The sequence below is a fragment of the Uniformispora flossi genome, assembly GCF_049534875.1.
Classification (GTDB): domain Bacteria; phylum Actinomycetota; class Actinomycetes; order Streptomycetales; family Streptomycetaceae; genus Yinghuangia; species Yinghuangia aomiensis.
In genome coordinates this window covers 319174-335736 of the sequence record NZ_JBMULZ010000003.1, presented here as the reverse complement: position 1 = coordinate 335736, position 16563 = coordinate 319174, and the positions used below count along the sequence as shown (strand labels likewise).

Sequence of the window (16563 nt, the reverse complement as noted above, 5' to 3'; positions counted from 1 at the left end):
CTACTTAGTTTTTCTTTATTTTTTTTTTTTTTTTTTTTTCTGGGGGGTGGTTTGTTTTGTTTTTTTTCCACCTCGCCGGGCCGGGGCGGGGGGGCCGCCCGCGCCCCCCGCCGCCCCCCCCGCCCCGCACCCAGTCGGTCGGGCGTCGGTCGATCAGGCCTTGAAGCGGGGGAACGCGGCGCGGCCGGCGTAGACCGCCGCGTCGTCGAGGACCTCCTCGATGCGCAGCAGCTGGTTGTACTTGGCCACGCGCTCGGAGCGGGCCGGGGCACCGGTCTTGATCTGGCCGCAGTTGGTGGCGACGGCCAGGTCCGCGATGGTGGTGTCCTCGGTCTCACCCGAACGGTGACTCATCATGCACTGGTAACCGCTGCGCTGGGCGAGCGACACGGCGTCCAGGGTCTCGGTGAGCGAGCCGATCTGGTTGACCTTGACGAGCAGCGCGTTGGCGGTGCCGGACTCGATGCCGCGGGCGAGGCGGGCCGGGTTGGTGACGAACAGGTCGTCGCCGACCAGCTGGACCTTGCTGCCGAGGGCGTCGGTCAGCTGCTTCCAGCCGTCCCAGTCCTCTTCGTTCATCGGGTCTTCGATCGACACGAGCGGGTACGCGGCGACCAGCTCGGCGTAGTACGCGGCCATCTCGGCGGACGACTTCTTCGCGCCTTCGAAGGTGTACGCGCCGTCGTTGTAGAACTCGGTCGCGGCGACGTCGAGCGCGAGGGCGATGTCCTTGCCCGGCTCGAAGCCCGCCTTGCCGATCGCCTCGAGGATCAGGTCGAGGGCGTCGCGGTTGCTCGGCAGGTCGGGGGCGAAGCCGCCCTCGTCGCCGATGCTGGTGGCCAGGCCGCGGGCCTTCAGCACGGACTTGAGCGCGTGGTACGTCTCCGTGCCCCAGCGCAGCGCCTCGGAGAAGCTCTCCGCGCCGATCGGCGCGATCATGAACTCCTGGATGTCGACGTTGGTGTCCGCGTGGGCACCGCCGTTGAGGATGTTCATCATCGGGACCGGCAGCACGTGCGCGTTCGGGCCGCCCAGGTAGCGGAACAGCGGGAGGCCGGAGGCCTCCGCGGCGGCGTGTGCGACGGCGAGCGAGACGCCGAGGATCGCGTTGGCGCCGAGGTTGGACTTGTCCGGGGTGGCGTCCAGGTCGATCATCGTCTGGTCGATGATCCGCTGCTCGTCCGCTTCGATGCCGACGATCTCGGTCTGGATCTGCTCGACGACCGCGAGGACGGCCTTCTGGACGCCCTTGCCGCCGTAGACGCCCTCGTCGCCGTCGCGCAGCTCGATGGCCTCGAACGCGCCGGTCGACGCGCCGGACGGGACCGCCGCGCGGCCCTGGCTGCCGTCGTCGAGGATCACCTCGACCTCGACCGTGGGGTTGCCACGGGAGTCGAGGATCTCCCTGGCATGGACGACGTCGATGACGGCCACGAGCATCTCCTTGATGGTTCCGGGCACCCGAACGGCGCGCAGGTCTGCCCGGCCGAGCCTAGTGCCTGGCGTGCCGCGGCTTGCGCGAGGTCCGCGCCGCGTGGCGGCTGCCCGGCACGGAGTGCCGGGCGGCTTTGGAACCGGCGGGCGGGGGCAGCGGAAACCGCCGCCCGCCGGGGAATCAGGCGTCGGGGGCCGCGTAGACGCGGTCGCCCTCCACGTAGGTGAGCGCGGCCTTCGCCGCGTGGATCTCCTCGGCCGGCCCGGCGAACGGGTCGCGGTCCAGGACCACGAGGTCGGCGAGCTTGCCGGCCTCGATGGTGCCGGTCTCGTCGAGGTGGTTCACGTACGCCGACCCGGCGGTGTAGGCGGCCAGCGCGGTGGCCAGGTCGATCCGCTGCTCGGGCAGGAACACCGGTTCGTCGGCGCCCGGGTAGCGGCGGTTGACCGCGACGTGGATGCCTTCCATCGGGTCCGGCGTGGACACCGCCCAATCGCTGCCCGCGGCGAGGACCGCGCCGGCCTCCTGGAAGGACCGGAACGGGTACTGCCAGGCGGCGCGCTTCTCGCCGAGGAACGGGATGTTCAGCTCGTGCATCTGCTTCTCGTATGCGGCCCACAGCGGCTGCATGTTGACCGCGACGTCGAGTTCGCGGAAGCGCGGGATGTCGGCCGGGTCGACGATCTGCACGTGCGCGATGTGGTGGCGCAGGTCGTTGAAGCCGTTCGCGGCGCGGGCCGCGGCCACCGCGTCGAGGACCTCGGTCAGGGCGCGGTCGCCGATCGCGTGGAAGTGCACCTGGAAGCCGTGCGCGTCGAGCAGCGTGATGTAGTCGCGCAGGAGGACCGGGTCGACCATCGACAGGCCCTGGTTGCCGGTGTGGCAGCCGCAGCCGTCGAAGTACGACTCGCCGAGCGCCGCGGTGAAGTTCTCGGTGATGCCGTCCTGCATCAGCTTGATCGTGCCGCAGGAGAACCGGCCGACGGTGCCGCGGGCACGCCGGTCGAGGAGGAAGTCGAGCTGCTCGGCGCCCTGTTCGCGGTCCCACCAGAGGCAGCCACGGACCCGGGCGGTGAGCAGGCCGCTCTCGGCCGCTTCCAGGTAGGTGTCGTACTGGTCGTTGTAGCCGCCGAAGGCGCCGATGATGGCGTCCTGCCACGCGGTGATGCCGAGCGAGTGCAGGTACGCCTGGCCGTCGGCGAGGCCCTTGAGGTAGTCCTCGCGGGTCGGGTTCGGGGCGTGCTTGCCGACCAGGCCCATCGCGCCTTCGTGCAGGACGCCGGCGGGGGTGCCGTCGGCTTCCCGCTCGAGGCGGCCGTCCGCCGGGTCCGGGGAGTTCTTGTCCAGGCCGGCGATCTCCAGGGCACGGCTGTTCGCCCAGCCGCTGTGGCCGTCGGCGACCTGGAGGTAGACCGGGCGGTCGGGGACGATCGCGTCGAGCATCCGCCGGGTCGGCATGCCGCCGGGGAACTGGTCGAACGACCAGCCGCCGCCGAGGACCCATTCGGTGCCGGGGTTCGCGGCCGCGTATGCGGCGACGGCCGCGAGCGACTCCTCCTGGGTCTCGGCCTCGCTCAGGTCGCAGCGGCTCATGGTGAGTCCGCCGAACACGGGGTGCACGTGCGCGTCCTGGAAACCGGGCAGCAGCAGGCGGCCCTTGAGGTCGACGACCTCGGTGCCGGGGCCGATCAGGTCGCGGATCTGCGCCTCGTGTCCGACGGCGGCGATCCGGCCGCCGCGGACGGCCACCGCGCGGGCCCAGCTGCGGGCCGGGTCGACGGTGAAGACGGGTCCGTTGACGAAGACGAGGTCGGCGTGCGGCATGGGTGTATCGGGCCTTTCGGAGTGGTGCTGTCGGCTGGGATCGGGGCTCAGCCGTGGTCGGCGGCATGGACTGTGTCGACTGTGTCGGGGTCGACGCCGCGCGGGAGAGTGAAGTAGCCGGGCTTCCGGACGAACCGGTTCCACGCCGCGATGGGCACGCCCAGGACGATGATCGTCATCGGCACGGCGACCAGGAACCGGCCGTTGTTGGCGTCGAACGCGATGCTGTCGACCGAGGTCCAGTTCGTGTAGACCATGTAGCCGCCGAGGCAGAGCAGCGCGATGCCCGAGATGCCGGGCAGGATCGCCATCGTCACCAGGTTCTTGACCGAGGCGCGCAGCTCGTGGCGGAAGAGGATGACGCACGCGAGGCCGACGGTGCCGTAGGAGAACGAGACCAGGATGCCGACGGCGTTGACGGTCGCCATGATGACGTCGCTGAGCTTGCCGAGGGCCACGCCGACGACGGCGATGACCAGGCTCGCGGCCACCGTGACGTAGGTGCTGAACGCGGGCGTGTGGTGCTTCGGGTGCAGCCGGGCCCAGCGCTCGCCGAGGACGCCGGTGCGGCCCATCGCCATGGTGAGGCGGGCGCCGCCGATGACGCTGGACTGGAGGCAGGCGAGGGTGGACAGCAGCATCGCGAGGTAGGCGACGAGCGCGCCCTGACCGCCGAACATCTTGTCGGTCAGGTACGGCAGCGCGTTCGCGCCGTGCTCGGCGAACTCGTCGGCGGTGAGCGACCGCTGGAAGGCGACCGAGGCGAAGATGAACATGCCCGCGGCGATCACGATGGACAGCAGGCCCGCCTTGCCGGCGACCTTCCGGTCCACGTTCTCCTCGGAGACGCTGAACGCGGTCTCCCAGCCCCAGAAGGTGTAGGCGGCCATGAGCACGCCGCCGGCCATGATCGACGTGCTGTCGAAGCCGAACGGGTTGAACCACGAGGCGCTGAAGTCGGCGGTCGCACCGCCGTCGCCGAGGCCGAGGAACGCCGCGATGCAGACCGCGGTGACGACGATGACGGCGAAGCCGAAGAGGATGCCCTGGACGCGGGCGGCCAGCTCGACGCCGCGCACCGCGGTCCACGCGATCGCCGCGGTCCACACGATGCCGATCGCGGTGGCGAGCTTCATGGAACTCGGGTCGACGTCGGCGCCGAGTTCGTGCAGCACGCCGAGGGTGAACTGGCCGGACAGCTGCGCGCCGTAGGCGAGGAACAGCGTGGAGGTGGCCAGGCCGATCCAGCCGAGCTGGAAGCCGACCCAGGGGCCGAGGGCGCGGCGGGCCCAGATGTACGTGGTGCCGGCGTTGGGCTCGCGGGCCGAGAGGCGGGCGTACCCGACCGCGATGCCCAGGATCGGGAGCGCGGCCAGCAGGAAGGTGGCCGGAAGGCCGGTGCCGACGATGGCGCCGATCATGCCGAGGCCGAGGCCGATGCTGACGGTGGGACTCATGTTCGCGAGCGCGATGACGACGCCCTGGCGGACGCCGAGGCTCTTCGTGAGTCCGGTATCGGGGGTCGCATCGGGCGATGCGGCGGCCGGCGCGGGCCGGTGGGCGGTGTCGGCGGACATCCGGACACTCCTGGGGGGTGGACGGTGGTGCAGGCGGAGCTGGGTAACGCCTCCTCGGGGGACGCGGAGCCGGCCGTCGGGCCGCCGCCGGAGTCCCGGGGCAATCAAGGCAGCATTCAGGAAACACACATGTCAACGCCTTAGTCAATGGCGTTGACAAAAGTGTTTACTGAAACACCTCCGGGACTCCCCGGCCCTCCGGCACGGCAAGATGGGTCCGTTCCCGGCGGTCCGCGCCGGGATTCCGCGGCCCGGAAGCGGACGCCGCACCGGACCGCACCGCGGGGAGACGGGTGCCGGAACGAGGAGGGACGCCGTGGCGGCAGGCACGGGAGCGGGAGTGCGCGGCCCCCGGCGCCGGGCGGGCACACGCACCCGGCCGGGGCTCAGCCCCGAGCGCATCGTCGACGGCTGCCTGGAACTGCTCGACGAGCAGGGCCCCGAAGGCCTGACGTTCCGCCGCATCGGCGGGCACCTCGGAGTGGACCCGACCGCGCTGTACCGGCACTTCCGCGACAAGGACGAACTCGTCCTGGCGGTCGCCGACCGGCTGCTCGCCCGCATGCTCGAGGACTTCGCGCCGTCCGACGACTGGCGGGCCACCCTGCGCGAAATGATGGTCCGATTGCGCGCGATGTACCTCGCGCACCCGGACGCCGCGGTGCTGTCGTTCACCCGCACCACGCGGCGGCCCGCGGAGATGGGCGCCGTCGAGATCATCCTCGCGGCGTTCCACCGCGCGGGCTTCCCGCCTGCCGAGGCGGTCGCGTACTACCGCGCCCTGGTCGACTTCTCGCTGTCCTGGGCCGGCATGGGCGCGGCCTACCTGACCCTCGAACCGGCGGCGCGCGACGGCGACGAAAGGTCGTGGGCCCGCGAGTACGCCGGGGCACCCGCGGACCGGTACCCGCACATCGCGGCGGCCGCGCCGCACCTGCCGCAGGTCGACGAGGAAGCCACCTACCTGCTCGCGCTCGACCTGCTGCTCGACGCGATCGCCGCGCGCGCGGCGGCGCACACGGCGTCGGGCGCGGCTTCCGCTTCGGTGCCGGGGCCGGCCGCACCCGCGCCGGACGGGGTTCAGGCCGGGAAGTAGCCGGGCGCGCCGCCCGGGCCGTCCAAACCGAAGATCCGCCAGCGGGTCGGCGTGAGCACGCCCAGGCTGGTGCCCTCGCGCGACAGCGCGCGGCGCTGCTGGTCGAGGCCTTCGTCGCCGAGGATGTGCCGCATCGCGAACTCCCAGCGCTCCTGCGCCCACGCGTCCTCGCGGAGTTCGACGTCGCCCCAGACGATGACGTGCGCGATGTCCCCGTCCTCGGCGATGGACACGCACACCTTGGGGTTCTTCTGCAGGTTGGCCTTCTTGGTGCGGCCGGTGAGGCTCAAATAGAGGTGGTCGTCGTCGTAGGCCAGCATCACGGGTGTCACGTGCGGCTCCCCGCTCGGCGTCACGGTCCCCACGTGCACCCAGTGCTCGGGGTCCCCGAGCATCGTGTCGAGCGCGGCCTTCAGCTCCGGGTCGATCATCCCGATTCCGCCTCTCGTGTGCCGTCCCGTTGCGCGGGTACGGTCCGACGGTTGTTCGACCCGGCCACCGTACTCCCACGAGTGACGCACGACACAGGGCGGGTCCCGAAACGGGTGCGCGAACGACCGGATACCGCCACCGGACACATATTTCATTCCAACGAGTGATTCGCGAGTGTCCGCCGTGACTTCTCTTCGTTCTCGGATTCATCGCACCCATTTCTCGCGCCCCTCGGCGGCGTGGCCGGGGCCGCGGGCCGGACGGGCCCGACGCGCCGGGTGCGCGTCCATGGGAAGCAGCAGAAGCAGCCGGAAGAAGGCGGTCGCGGTGTCCGAGGTCTCGTTCGTCGTCCCCACGCGCAATTCGGGGCGCACGTTGGAGGCGTGTCTGCGGAGCCTGCGCGCCCAGGCCGGCACGGCCGCCGAGGTGGTCGTGGTGGACGGCGGGTCCGGCGACGCCACGCGGGAGATCGCCCAGGTGTTCGCCGACCGTGTGCTGGTGCACGCCGGGGAACGCAACGCGCAGCGGAACGCCGGATGGCGGGCGGCCCGCGGGCGGGTGGTGGCGTTCCTGGACAGCGACATGGTGCTCGATCCGGGCGCCGCGACCGAGGCGTCCACCGCGTTCTGCCAGGACCCCGGACTCGGCGGGCTGGTGGTGCCCGAATACGCCTTCGGGGCCGGGTTCTTCGCACGCTGCCGGGCGCACGAACGGCGGCTGACGGCCCGCGGCTCGGCCCGGTTCTTCCGCCGCTCCGCGGTCGAACTCGCGGGCGGCTTCGACGAATCGCGCTACGGCTGCGACGACGGCGAGTTCGCCGAACGCATCGCCGCGGACGGCTGGACCATCGGCCGGTTGGACGCCGCCGTCGGCCGCGACGAAGGCCGGCTGTCCCTCGGGCGGGCATTCGCCAAGAAGCGGTCCTACGGCCGGAAGCTGTACGAGTACCCGCAGCTCCCCCGCCAGGAGCGCCGCACCGTCGACCGCCCGTCCCTGGTCACCCCCGCCCGCCTCGCCAAGGCGCCGGCCCTGACGGTGGGCCTGGCCCTGCTGAAGGCGGTCGAGGTGGGCGGCGTCCTGTGCGGGATGGCGGAGCAGCGCCGGGCGCAGCGGAGCTGAGGGGGACGTCCGGCTTGGACCGGTTGGTCGCCTGATCGGGCGATGAAGTGACCACCCGGCGTGCTGATTCGTTGTCCTCGCGTTCCCCCGTTTGTCCGCTCGGCGGACGCCCGTCCCGAGGAGTGCCGTGGTTCACCCGACCGACCCTGCCGCCGTGACCGCCGTGTCGAAAGGGGGCGGGTCGGCGCCCCGGGTGCCCGCGCAGGGCGGCTCGCCGGAAGGCCGGACGGAGGGGAACCGGCGCACGAGCGACACCAATCTCCGCCTGTGGCACCGCAATCGGGCGTGGTGGGGGTCGGGCGTCGGGTTCGGCGCGAAGCTGCGCTACTACGGCGACATGACCGCGTCGTATGTGCGCGCGGTGCGCGGCCGGCCCCGCATCGTGCGCTACCTCGACCGGCCGTTCGCGTACGACACGATGACGACGCCGCTCGCCCTGCAGTCCTGCCCGCGCGAGGTCGGCACCGACGTGCTCGGCAACCTGCGACCGGGGTTCCGGCTGCGCTCGGTCCTCGACGTGGGCGGCCACCTCGGCCAGTTCGCGGTCACCCTGCGGCACTTCGCGCCCGGCGCGGAGATCGACGTGTTCGAGCCGAACGGCCGGATCCTGCCGCACCTGGAGGCGAACACCACCGCGCTCCGGGGCGTCCGCATCTGGCCGTACGCCCTGGGCGCGCACGGCGCCGAGGAGATGTTCGTCGATCCGGACCGTTCGTCCACCGGTTCGCTGATCGCCGGACTCGTCGACTGCCCGGGCACGCCGCGCCGCATCCCGGTGCGCGGCATCGGCGACCCGTCGTCGGTCACCGGGCGGCAGGAGTACGACCTGGTGCGGGTCGCCGCGGCCGGCGCGGAGTTGGATGTCCTCAAGTGCATGGCCGGCATGACCGTGCACTACCTGTACGTCGAACTCGCCGGTCCGCGCGGGATCTTCCCGCACTCCGAGCTGCTGGTGCTGGTCCGCCGCCAGTTCGGCGACTTCCGGATCGTGTTCCAGGGCGCGGCCGACCGGCTCACCCCGTACGTGCCGCTCATGCTGGAGTTCGCGGGCACCCCGCGCTGACTCCGGACGAGGTCCGGCCGACGGAGCCGGGCCGGGTCCGCGCACCCCGCGCGGGCCCGGTGCGGCGCCGCGGTCAGAAGTCGTCCGGGTAAAGCGCGGCGAACGCCGGGGCGCCCTCGCCGGGGGCCGCGGTGTAGCCGGGCAGCAGCTCCGTGAGCAGCAGCCGGGCCGCGGCGTCGTCGTTCCGGGCGGCCGCGGCGTACAGCTCGGGCAGCCGGACCACGGCGCCGAGGGCGTCCACGGGCGGAACCGTCGCGTACACGCGCGGGTGCTCGGTCGGCAGCCGTTCCTCGGTCGCCGAGAACAGCGCCTCGTGCAGCTTCTCGCCGGGCCGCAGGCCGGTGAACCGGATCTCCACCTGCGGCTCGTTCACCTGTTCGACGAACTTGTGCACGAGGTCCACGATGCGCACCGGGTCGCCCATGTCGAGCACGAAGATCTCGCCGCCCTGCGCCATCCGCCCGGCTTCCAGGACGAGGCCGACGGCTTCCTCGATGGTCATGAAGAAGCGGGTGACCTCGGGGTGCGTGACGGTGACCGGGCCGCCGCCGCGCACCTGTTCGGCGAGCACGGACAGCAGCGAGCCGCGGCTGCCGAGCACGTTGCCGAACCGTACGCCCGCGAACACCCCGGGCGCCTGCGTGTTGGCCTGCACGATCAGTTCGGCCAGGCGCTTCGTGGCGCCCAGCACGGACACCGGGTCGGCGGCCTTGTCCGTGGAGATCAGGATGAAGCGCTCCACCCCGACGTCCAGCGCGGCCCGCACCAGGTTCTCGGTGCCCAGGACGTTCGACTTGACCGCCTCGCACGGGTGCCGTTCGAGCAGCGGCAGGTGCTTGTGCGCCGCGGCGTGGAACACCACTTCGGGCTTGAGGTCGGAGAAGATCTGGTCGATGCGCGGCCGGTCGCGGATGTCCGCGATGACGAGGGTGTCGTCGTCGAGCAGCGCTTCACCCCACACGTCCAGCTGCAGCCGGTGCAGGTTGGACTCGTCGTGGTCCAGCATGTACATCTTGCTCGGGCCGAACCCGTAGACCTGGCGGCACAGTTCGCTGCCGATCGAGCCGCCCGCCCCGGTCACCAGCACGCGGCGGCCGGCGATGACCTCGCGCACCGACGCCGAGACGACGTGCAGTTCCTGGCGGCCGATGAGCCGGTTGACGTCGAGGGTGCGCATGTCGCTGCCCACCACGTCGCGGCGCAAGGCCACCAGGAAGGACGGCAGGTAGCGCACGCTGGCGCCCACCGTCGCGGCCGCCGCGGCGACCTTGCGGAAATCCTCCGGCGCCAGGCCGGGAATGGCCAGCACCACCACCTCGACGGCGAACTCCAGGCTCACATCGACCAGTTGGTCGAGCCTGCCGAGGACGTCGAGCTGTTCCGGCAGACCCGGCTCGTCCCACGGCGGCCCGGCCACGCGGACCGTCTTCTTGCCCGGGTCGTCGTCGAGGAACCCGATCGGGACCAGCCCGAATTCGGGCGTGTGCAGCAGGTCCCGCGCCAATGCGCTGCCCGCCGACCCGGCCCCCACGACCAGGGTGCGCAGGCCCGCGCGGCGCGTCTCGGCGGATGTGCTTTCGAACCCCATGTTGCCCCCCAAAGTCAGGGGCAGCGCGACCGTCGGCGGGTCGCCTCGGTCACGTGCGTTGTCGACGCCGTGGAACCCGCCCGGGTGAAAATCCCCACTCGCACCCGCCGGTTCCGGGCGCCGCGTTGCGACTGCCCCTCCCGCCCCCACAACCCCGGCAGGCGCGGGAACGCCCACCGGTACCGCCGTTCAGACTACGGGTGCCATGCGGCGCCCGTCGGGCTTTGGGCGGATTTTTTCGGGGGCGGAAATGGGGACAGGGATGCGGGAGGGAAACCGGAGGATCGGACACCGGCCGATCCCCCGCCGCGCGTCGGCCGAGCCCGCGCTACTCCCCCGCTTCCTCGGCGAGTTCCAGCCAGCGGGTTTCCAGGTCCTCGCGTTCCGCGGCGATGCTGCGCAGCTCCGCGTCCAGTTCGGCGACCTTCCCGAAGTCGGTGGCGTGCTCGGCCATTCCGGCGTGCAGCTTCGCCTCCCGTTCGGTCAGCTTGGCCAACTGCCGGTCGATCTTCTGGAGTTCCTTCTTCGCGGCGCGGGTGTCGCCGGTCTTCTGCCGGGCCGGCGCCGGAGCGGCGGCTTCCGCGACGGCGCGGCGGCGGGTCAGGTACTCCTCGATGCCGTTGGGCAGCATGCGCAGCGTCCGGTCGCCGAGCAGCGCCCACACGTTGTCGGTCGTGCGCTCGACGAAGTACCGGTCGTGGCTCACCACCACGAGCGAACCGGGCCAGCCGTCGAGCAGGTCTTCGAGCTGCGTGAGCGTCTCGATGTCCAGGTCGTTGGTGGGCTCGTCGAGGAACAGCACGTTGGGCTCGTCCATGAGCAGCCGCAGCAGTTGCAGGCGGCGGCGCTCGCCGCCGGACAGGTCGCCCACGGGCGTCCACTGCTTCTCGCCGGTGAACCCGAACTGCTCGCACAGCTGGCCGGCGGTGAGTTCGCGGCCCTTGCCCAGGTCGACGCGCTCGCGCACCCGCTGGACTGCCTCCAACACCCGCCAGGTCGGGTCGAGTTCGGCGACCTCCTGGGACAGGTACGCCAGCCGCACCGTCTTGCCGACCACGATCCGCCCGGCGGCCGGCTCCTTCTCGGTGTACGCGGCGTCCGCCAGCGCCCGCATCAGCGACGTCTTGCCCGCGCCGTTGACGCCGACCAGGGCGACCCGGTCGCCCGGGCCGAGGTTCCAGGTCAGGTGGGTGAGCAGCGTCTTCGGGCCGGCCTGGACGGTGACGTCCTTCAGCTCGAACACGGTCTTGCCGAGCCGGGCGTTCGCGAACTTCATCAGCTCGCTGCGGTCGCGCGGCGGCGGCTCGTCGGCGATCAGCTCGTTGGCCGCGTCGATGCGGAACTTCGGCTTGGACGTGCGTGCGGGCGCGCCGCGCCGCAGCCACGCGAGTTCCTTGCGGATGAGGTTCTGCCGCTTGGTCTCCTCGGTGGCGGCGATGCGCTCGCGTTCGGCGCGCGCCAGGACGTAGGCCGAGTAGCCGCCTTCGTAGTCGTGCACGCGCCCGGCCTGCACGTCCCAGGTGCGCAGGCAGACCTCGTCGAGGAACCAGCGGTCGTGGGTGACGACGACGAGCGCCGAGCGCCGGTTCTTGAGGTGGTCGGCGAGCCACGCGATGCCCTCGATGTCGAGGTGGTTGGTGGGCTCGTCGAGGATGATCAGGTCGTGTTCGCCGATGAGCAGCTTGGCGAGCGCGATGCGGCGGCGCTCGCCGCCGGACAGCGGGCCGATCACGGTGTCCATGCCCTGCGGGAAGCCCGGCATGTCCAGGCCGCCGAAGAGCCCGGTCAGCACGTCGCGGATCCGGGCGTCGCCCGCCCAGTCGTGGTCCGGGCGGTCGCCGACCACCTCGTGGCGCACCGTCGCCGCGGGGTCGAGGTCGTCCTGCTGGCTGAGGAACCCGAGGCTCAGCCCGGTCATGTGCGTCACCCGGCCGGTGTCCGCCGGCTCGCGCTGCGCCATGACCCTGATGAGCGTGGTCTTGCCGTCGCCGTTGCGGCCGACGACGCCGATGCGGTCGCCTTCGCCGATACCGAGCGAGACGCCGTCGAGCAGCGTGCGCATGACGTACGCCTTGCCGACGGATTCCAGGTTGACGAGGTTCGCCACGACACGACCTTTTCGGGGGCCCGCGCGAGGGACCCGGTTCGGGGAGGGGGAACAGCCGATTCTAGAGCGCCCGCGGCCGGGACCCGCCGATCAGGGCGAGGACCGGGGCCGGGACCGGCCTTCGGCTCACGGCGCGGTGCTGCGCAGCCGCTGCGGCACCACGCGCGCCCCGCCGACCTGCCCGAAGGCGACCCGGGTCGTGCGGCAGGTGCCGGATGCCGCGAGCGCCCGTGCGACGGTCCGCGCCCCGGCTTCGTCGGCGGCCAGGAACGCGCAGGTGGGGCCGGATCCGGACACGATGCCGCCGAGCGCACCGCCGGCCAGCCCGGCGTCCAGCGTGGCGCGCAGCGACGGGCGCAGCGAGATCGCCGCGTCCTGGAGGTCGTTGGTGAGGGTCGCGCCGAGCGCGGGTACGTCGCCGGCGCGCAGGGCGGCGATCAGCGACTCGCTGGGCGCCGGGTCGGGCACCGGCGTGCCCGCGGCTTCGCGCAGCCGGTCGCATTCGCGGTAGACCGCGGGCGTCGACAGGCCGCCGTCGGCGAGCGCGAACACCCAGTGGTAGACGCCGACGGTCGGCACCGCGGCGAGGCGTTCGCCGCGGCCGGTGCCGATGGCGGTGCCGCCGAGGTCGCTGAACGGCACGTCGCTGCCGAGTTCCGCGCCGAGCCGGCGCAGCATGTCGCGCGGGGTGTTGCCGCGCCACAGGGTGTCGCAGGCGACCAGTGCGGCCGCGGCGTCCGCGCTGCCGCCCGCCATGCCGCCCGCTACCGGGATGCCTTTGCGCAGGTGGACGTGCACGTCCGGGGACTGGCCGAGGCGGTCGGCGAGGAGTGCGACGGCGCGGGCCGCGAGGTTCGAGCGGTCGACCGGGACGTCGTCGGCGTTTTCCCCCTCGACGGTGACGACGAGTTCATCCGCGCGGGTGACGGTCACCTCGTCGTAGAGGGAGACGGCGTGGAACACCGAGACGAGTTCGTGGTAGCCGTCCGGACGGACCGCGCCGACGGCGAGTTGCAGGTTCACCTTGGCAGGGACTTGGACGGTCACGGAATTCACGGCTGCTGGTACTCCCAAGGCATCACGGCTCGGCATCACGTCCCGGCCCCGGCGCGGCCGGGACGCCCTCGGCCGGGTCGGTCCGATGGTACGGGGCGTGAGGTGGCCGTTACGCCGCAGGGGACCCCGGACCCCGTCCCGCGGGGGCGTGCTCGGCGATCCGGGCGAACGCCTCGACGTCGAGTGCTTCGCCGCGCGCCTTCGGGTCGACGCCCGCCGCGGTGAGCGCTTCCTCGGCGGCGGCCGCCGATCCGGCCCACCCGGCGAGCGCCGCGCGGAGCGTCTTGCGGCGCTGCGCGAAGGCCGCGTCGACGACCGCGAAGACCTCCTTGCGGGTGGCGGTGGTGCTCGGCGGCTCGCGGCGGACCAGCGAGACGAGGCCGGAGTCGACGTTGGGGGCGGGCCAGAAGACGTTGCGGCCGATGGCGCCCGCGCGCTTCACGTCGGCGTACCACGCGGCCTTGACCGACGGGACGCCGTAGACCTTCCCGCCCGGCGTCGCGGCGAGCCGGTCGGCGACCTCGGACTGCACCATCACCAGGGTGCGTTCGATGCTCGGGAAGGTCTGCAGCATGTGCAGCAGGACCGGCACGGACACGTTGTAGGGCAGGTTCGCGACCAGCGCGGTCGGCGCCGGGCCGGGGAGTTCGGTCACCGTCATCGCGTCGGCGTGCACCAGCGCGAACCGGTCGGCGCGCTCCGGCATCCGGTTCGCCACGGTGGTCGGCAGGTGCCGGGCGAGCACCGGGTCGATCTCGACGGCGACGACCCGGTCGGCGGCTTCCAGCAGGGCCAGGGTCAGCGAGCCGAGGCCGGGGCCGATCTCCACCACGACGTCGTCGGGGCGCACCTCGGCGGTGCGCACGATGCGCCGCACGGTGTTCGCGTCGATGACGAAGTTCTGGCCGAGCTGCTTGGTCGGTCGGACGCCGAGCGCCGCGGCCAGCTCGCGGATGTCCGCGGGGCCGAGGAGACCGGGTCCCGCGGGGGGATTACTCACGAGCACTCACGAGTAAAGCTTACGGCCGCACACCGGCCACGGACTCGCACCCCGCTGCACGAACAGCAGCTTGGCCCGGTAGGTCTGCTCGGATGCGGGCGCCGTGCTGGCCACCCCCGAGCCGCCCAGGCTCTGCCAGGTCTGCGCGTCGAACTGGTACAGCCCGTGGTAGGTGCCCGAGGGGTCGACGGCGCCGGCCCGTCCGCCCGCTTCGCACTGGGCGAGCGCCGACCAGTTGAGGTCGTCCGCGCCCGCCACCGAGTTCGGCATCGCCTTGGTGCCGACCTTCACGATCTGGGTCACCGGCTGCTTGACGGTCTCCTCGTTGACCTTGCGCGGGTTCTGCTTGACCCCATCGACGGTCTCGTACGCCCACGTGATGCGCTTGAGGCCCGCGACGCCCTTGGTGGCGACGGTCTCGGTGCCCTTGAACGCGGTCGGATCGTCCTGCTTGACGGTCTCGAACGGGATCTTCTCGTCCTTGGTCACCGTCGATCCGGAGACCCGCAGCACCGACACGGTCATGCCCTCGGTCGGGTAGACGTCCGGCGTCGCGCTCATCCGGTCCTGCGGGCCTATCGTCAGGCCGGCCTGCACCAGCGCTTCGCCGAGCGTGGCGACGTTGGTGCGCAGCGGGATCTGCTTGCCGTCGACGAGGAACGTGATGCCGCGTTCGGTGCGGACGTCGAGGTTCAGGCCCTCGCGGCCGATCGGCTGGCTGCGCGACGCGGACAGGAAGGCGCCGTCGGTGCGGACCCCGAGCTGGTCCATCGCCTCGGACACGGACGTGGCGGTCACCCACACCTGCTGCGGTTTCCCGTCGAGGGTGAGGGTGATCATGCGGCCGTAGCGGACCGCGATGCGGTCGCCGTCGGCGAGCTTGGCGTTGCGGCCGGGCGCGACGATGTCGTGCTCGCCGACCTTCACGTCCTGCCGGCTCAGCACGTCGGAGACGCGGTCGGCGAAGGTGTGCACGGTGCGTTCTTTGCCGTCGACGACGAGCGTCACGGTCTTGTCGTACGCGACGAACGCGGTGGTGCCGCCCACGAGCACGGCCACGACCAGGATTTGGCCCGCGAGGGCACGCGGCGAGAAGCCCCGTCCGGCGGATTTGCCGCGGCGGTTCCCGCGCCGGCCCGCGGATCCGTTCGCGGATCCGCCGCGTGGCTCGGCCGAACGACTCAAGGTGGCTCCCGTCCCCTGCCAGTCAACCGAGCATGGGACTGTAACAGGTTGCCGAGCCGTCAGATCTGCGCGAACACCCGTTCGGCGTTGGCGGCGAGGGCCGCGCACAGCACGTCCTCGTCGATGTCCTTCACCGCGGCCATGGCGCGGACCGTCACCGGAACGAGGTACGGCGCGTTCGGCCGTCCCCGGTACGGCACCGGGGTCAGGAACGGCGCGTCGGTCTCCACCAGCAGCAGGTCCAGCGGGGCGACGGCCACCGCGTCGCGCAGCTGCTGCGCGCTGGGGTAGGTCATGTTGCCGGCGAACGACATGACGTAGCCGCGCTCGGCGCATGTCTTGGCCATCTCCGCGTCGCCCGAGAAGCAGTGGAACACCACGGTCTCCGGGGCGCCTTCCTCGGCGAGGATGCGCAGCACGTCGTCGTGCGCGTCGCGGTCGTGGATGACCAGCGCCTTGCCGTGCCGCTTGGCGAGGGCGATGTGCCGCCGGAACGACTCCTGCTGCACGGCGGTGCCTTCCGGCCCGGTGCGGAAGTAGTCGAGGCCGGTCTCGCCGATGCCGCGCACCTGGGGGAGCGCGGCGAGTTCGTCGATCTCGGCGATCGCCGCGTCGAGGGCGGCCATGCCGCCGGGTTCGCGGCGCTGCCCGGACCAGCCGTCCGGGTCGCCGTGCACGAGGCGGGGTGCCTCGTTGGGGTGCAGGGCGACGGTGGCGTGCACGCGCGGGTTGTCGAGCGCGGCTTCCGCGGCCCAGCGGGACGACGGCACGTCGATGCCGACCTGCACGACCGTGGAGACGCCGACCGCCGCGGCGGCGGCCAACGCGCCGCCCACGTCGCCCTCTTGCAGGTCGAGGTGGGTGTGCGCGTCCCAGACCGGCACGCGCAGCGAGGGCGGGGCGGGCGGCGGCGTGGTGTCCCGGGGCCCGCCGTCCCGGCGCGAGCGCTTGCCCATGGTGGGGGTTTCCTTACGTCGTGGCCGCGGGGGGGGGGCGGCCCCCGGGGGGGGGCCCCCCCCGGGGGGGGGGCGGGGGCGGGCGCGGGGGGGAGGGGGGGGGGGGGGTGGTTTAAAAAAAAAAA

Annotated in this window: 13 protein-coding genes; 3 read left to right on the top strand and 10 right to left on the bottom strand. The window is 72.2% G+C overall.

Annotated elements, in window-relative coordinates; translation table 11 throughout:
* Positions 1–153 precede the first annotated feature (153 nt).
* From eno to ACPA54_RS08650, 3 genes are all read right to left on the bottom strand, one after another.
* Positions 154–1440 carry a phosphopyruvate hydratase gene (gene eno / locus ACPA54_RS08660; RefSeq protein WP_423528088.1) on the bottom strand — a complete coding sequence of 429 codons (1287 nt, stop codon included), beginning with the start codon at positions 1438–1440 and terminating at the stop codon, positions 154–156.
* 175 nt (positions 1441–1615) lie between these two features.
* On the bottom strand, positions 1616–3259 hold the full coding sequence (locus ACPA54_RS08655; RefSeq protein WP_423528087.1) for an amidohydrolase: 1644 nt from the start codon (positions 3257–3259) through the stop codon (positions 1616–1618).
* A gap of 47 nt (positions 3260–3306) precedes the next feature.
* Complete coding sequence (locus ACPA54_RS08650) at positions 3307–4836, bottom strand: APC family permease (RefSeq protein WP_423528086.1); 1530 nt, start codon at positions 4834–4836, stop codon at positions 3307–3309.
* A 316-nt stretch (positions 4837–5152) separates the two neighbouring features.
* Between ACPA54_RS08650 and ACPA54_RS08645 the strand changes: the two genes are divergently transcribed.
* On the top strand, positions 5153–5932 hold the full coding sequence (locus ACPA54_RS08645; RefSeq protein ID WP_423528085.1) for a TetR/AcrR family transcriptional regulator: 780 nt from the start codon (positions 5153–5155) through the stop codon (positions 5930–5932).
* Here the strand turns inward: ACPA54_RS08645 and ACPA54_RS08640 are convergent.
* Positions 5917–6363 carry a pyridoxamine 5'-phosphate oxidase family protein gene (locus ACPA54_RS08640; protein WP_345675823.1) on the bottom strand — a complete coding sequence of 149 codons (447 nt, stop codon included), beginning with the start codon at positions 6361–6363 and terminating at the stop codon, positions 5917–5919. The genes ACPA54_RS08645 and ACPA54_RS08640 overlap by 16 nt on opposite strands.
* 289 nt (positions 6364–6652) lie before the next feature.
* Here ACPA54_RS08640 and ACPA54_RS08635 point away from each other — a divergent pair, with 289 nt between their 5' ends.
* Together ACPA54_RS08635 and ACPA54_RS08630 are read left to right on the top strand one after the other, a co-directional pair.
* On the top strand, positions 6653–7483 hold the full coding sequence (locus ACPA54_RS08635; RefSeq protein WP_423528084.1) for a glycosyltransferase family 2 protein: 831 nt from the start codon (positions 6653–6655) through the stop codon (positions 7481–7483).
* A gap of 154 nt (positions 7484–7637) precedes the next feature.
* Entirely contained in the window at positions 7638–8546 is a 909-nt protein-coding gene (locus ACPA54_RS08630) for an FkbM family methyltransferase (protein WP_423528083.1), read from the top strand.
* 73 nt (positions 8547–8619) lie between these two features.
* Here ACPA54_RS08630 and ACPA54_RS08625 read toward each other — a convergent pair whose 3' ends face one another.
* From ACPA54_RS08625 to ACPA54_RS08600, 6 genes are all read right to left on the bottom strand, one after another.
* Complete coding sequence (locus tag ACPA54_RS08625) at positions 8620–10134, bottom strand: polysaccharide biosynthesis protein (RefSeq protein ID WP_423528082.1); 1515 nt, start codon at positions 10132–10134, stop codon at positions 8620–8622.
* Between the two features lie 328 nt (positions 10135–10462).
* Entirely contained in the window at positions 10463–12196 is a 1734-nt protein-coding gene (locus ACPA54_RS08620) for an ABC-F family ATP-binding cassette domain-containing protein (RefSeq protein WP_423528304.1), read from the bottom strand.
* Between the two features lie 171 nt (positions 12197–12367).
* Positions 12368–13333 carry a 4-(cytidine 5'-diphospho)-2-C-methyl-D-erythritol kinase gene (locus ACPA54_RS08615; protein ID WP_423528081.1) on the bottom strand — a complete coding sequence of 322 codons (966 nt, stop codon included), beginning with the start codon at positions 13331–13333 and terminating at the stop codon, positions 12368–12370.
* Between the two features lie 73 nt (positions 13334–13406).
* Positions 13407–14297: a 16S rRNA (adenine(1518)-N(6)/adenine(1519)-N(6))-dimethyltransferase RsmA gene (gene rsmA, locus ACPA54_RS08610; RefSeq protein ID WP_423528080.1), complete on the bottom strand. Its 891-nt coding sequence runs from the start codon at positions 14295–14297 to the stop codon at positions 13407–13409.
* A gap of 6 nt (positions 14298–14303) precedes the next feature.
* Positions 14304–15356: a ubiquitin-like domain-containing protein gene (locus ACPA54_RS08605; protein WP_423528079.1), complete on the bottom strand. Its 1053-nt coding sequence runs from the start codon at positions 15354–15356 to the stop codon at positions 14304–14306.
* A gap of 185 nt (positions 15357–15541) precedes the next feature.
* Positions 15542–16438 (bottom strand): TatD family hydrolase, encoded by an 897-nt coding sequence (locus ACPA54_RS08600; RefSeq protein WP_423528078.1) that lies wholly within the window; start codon positions 16436–16438, stop codon positions 15542–15544.
* Between the last annotated feature and the right edge of the window lie 125 nt (positions 16439–16563).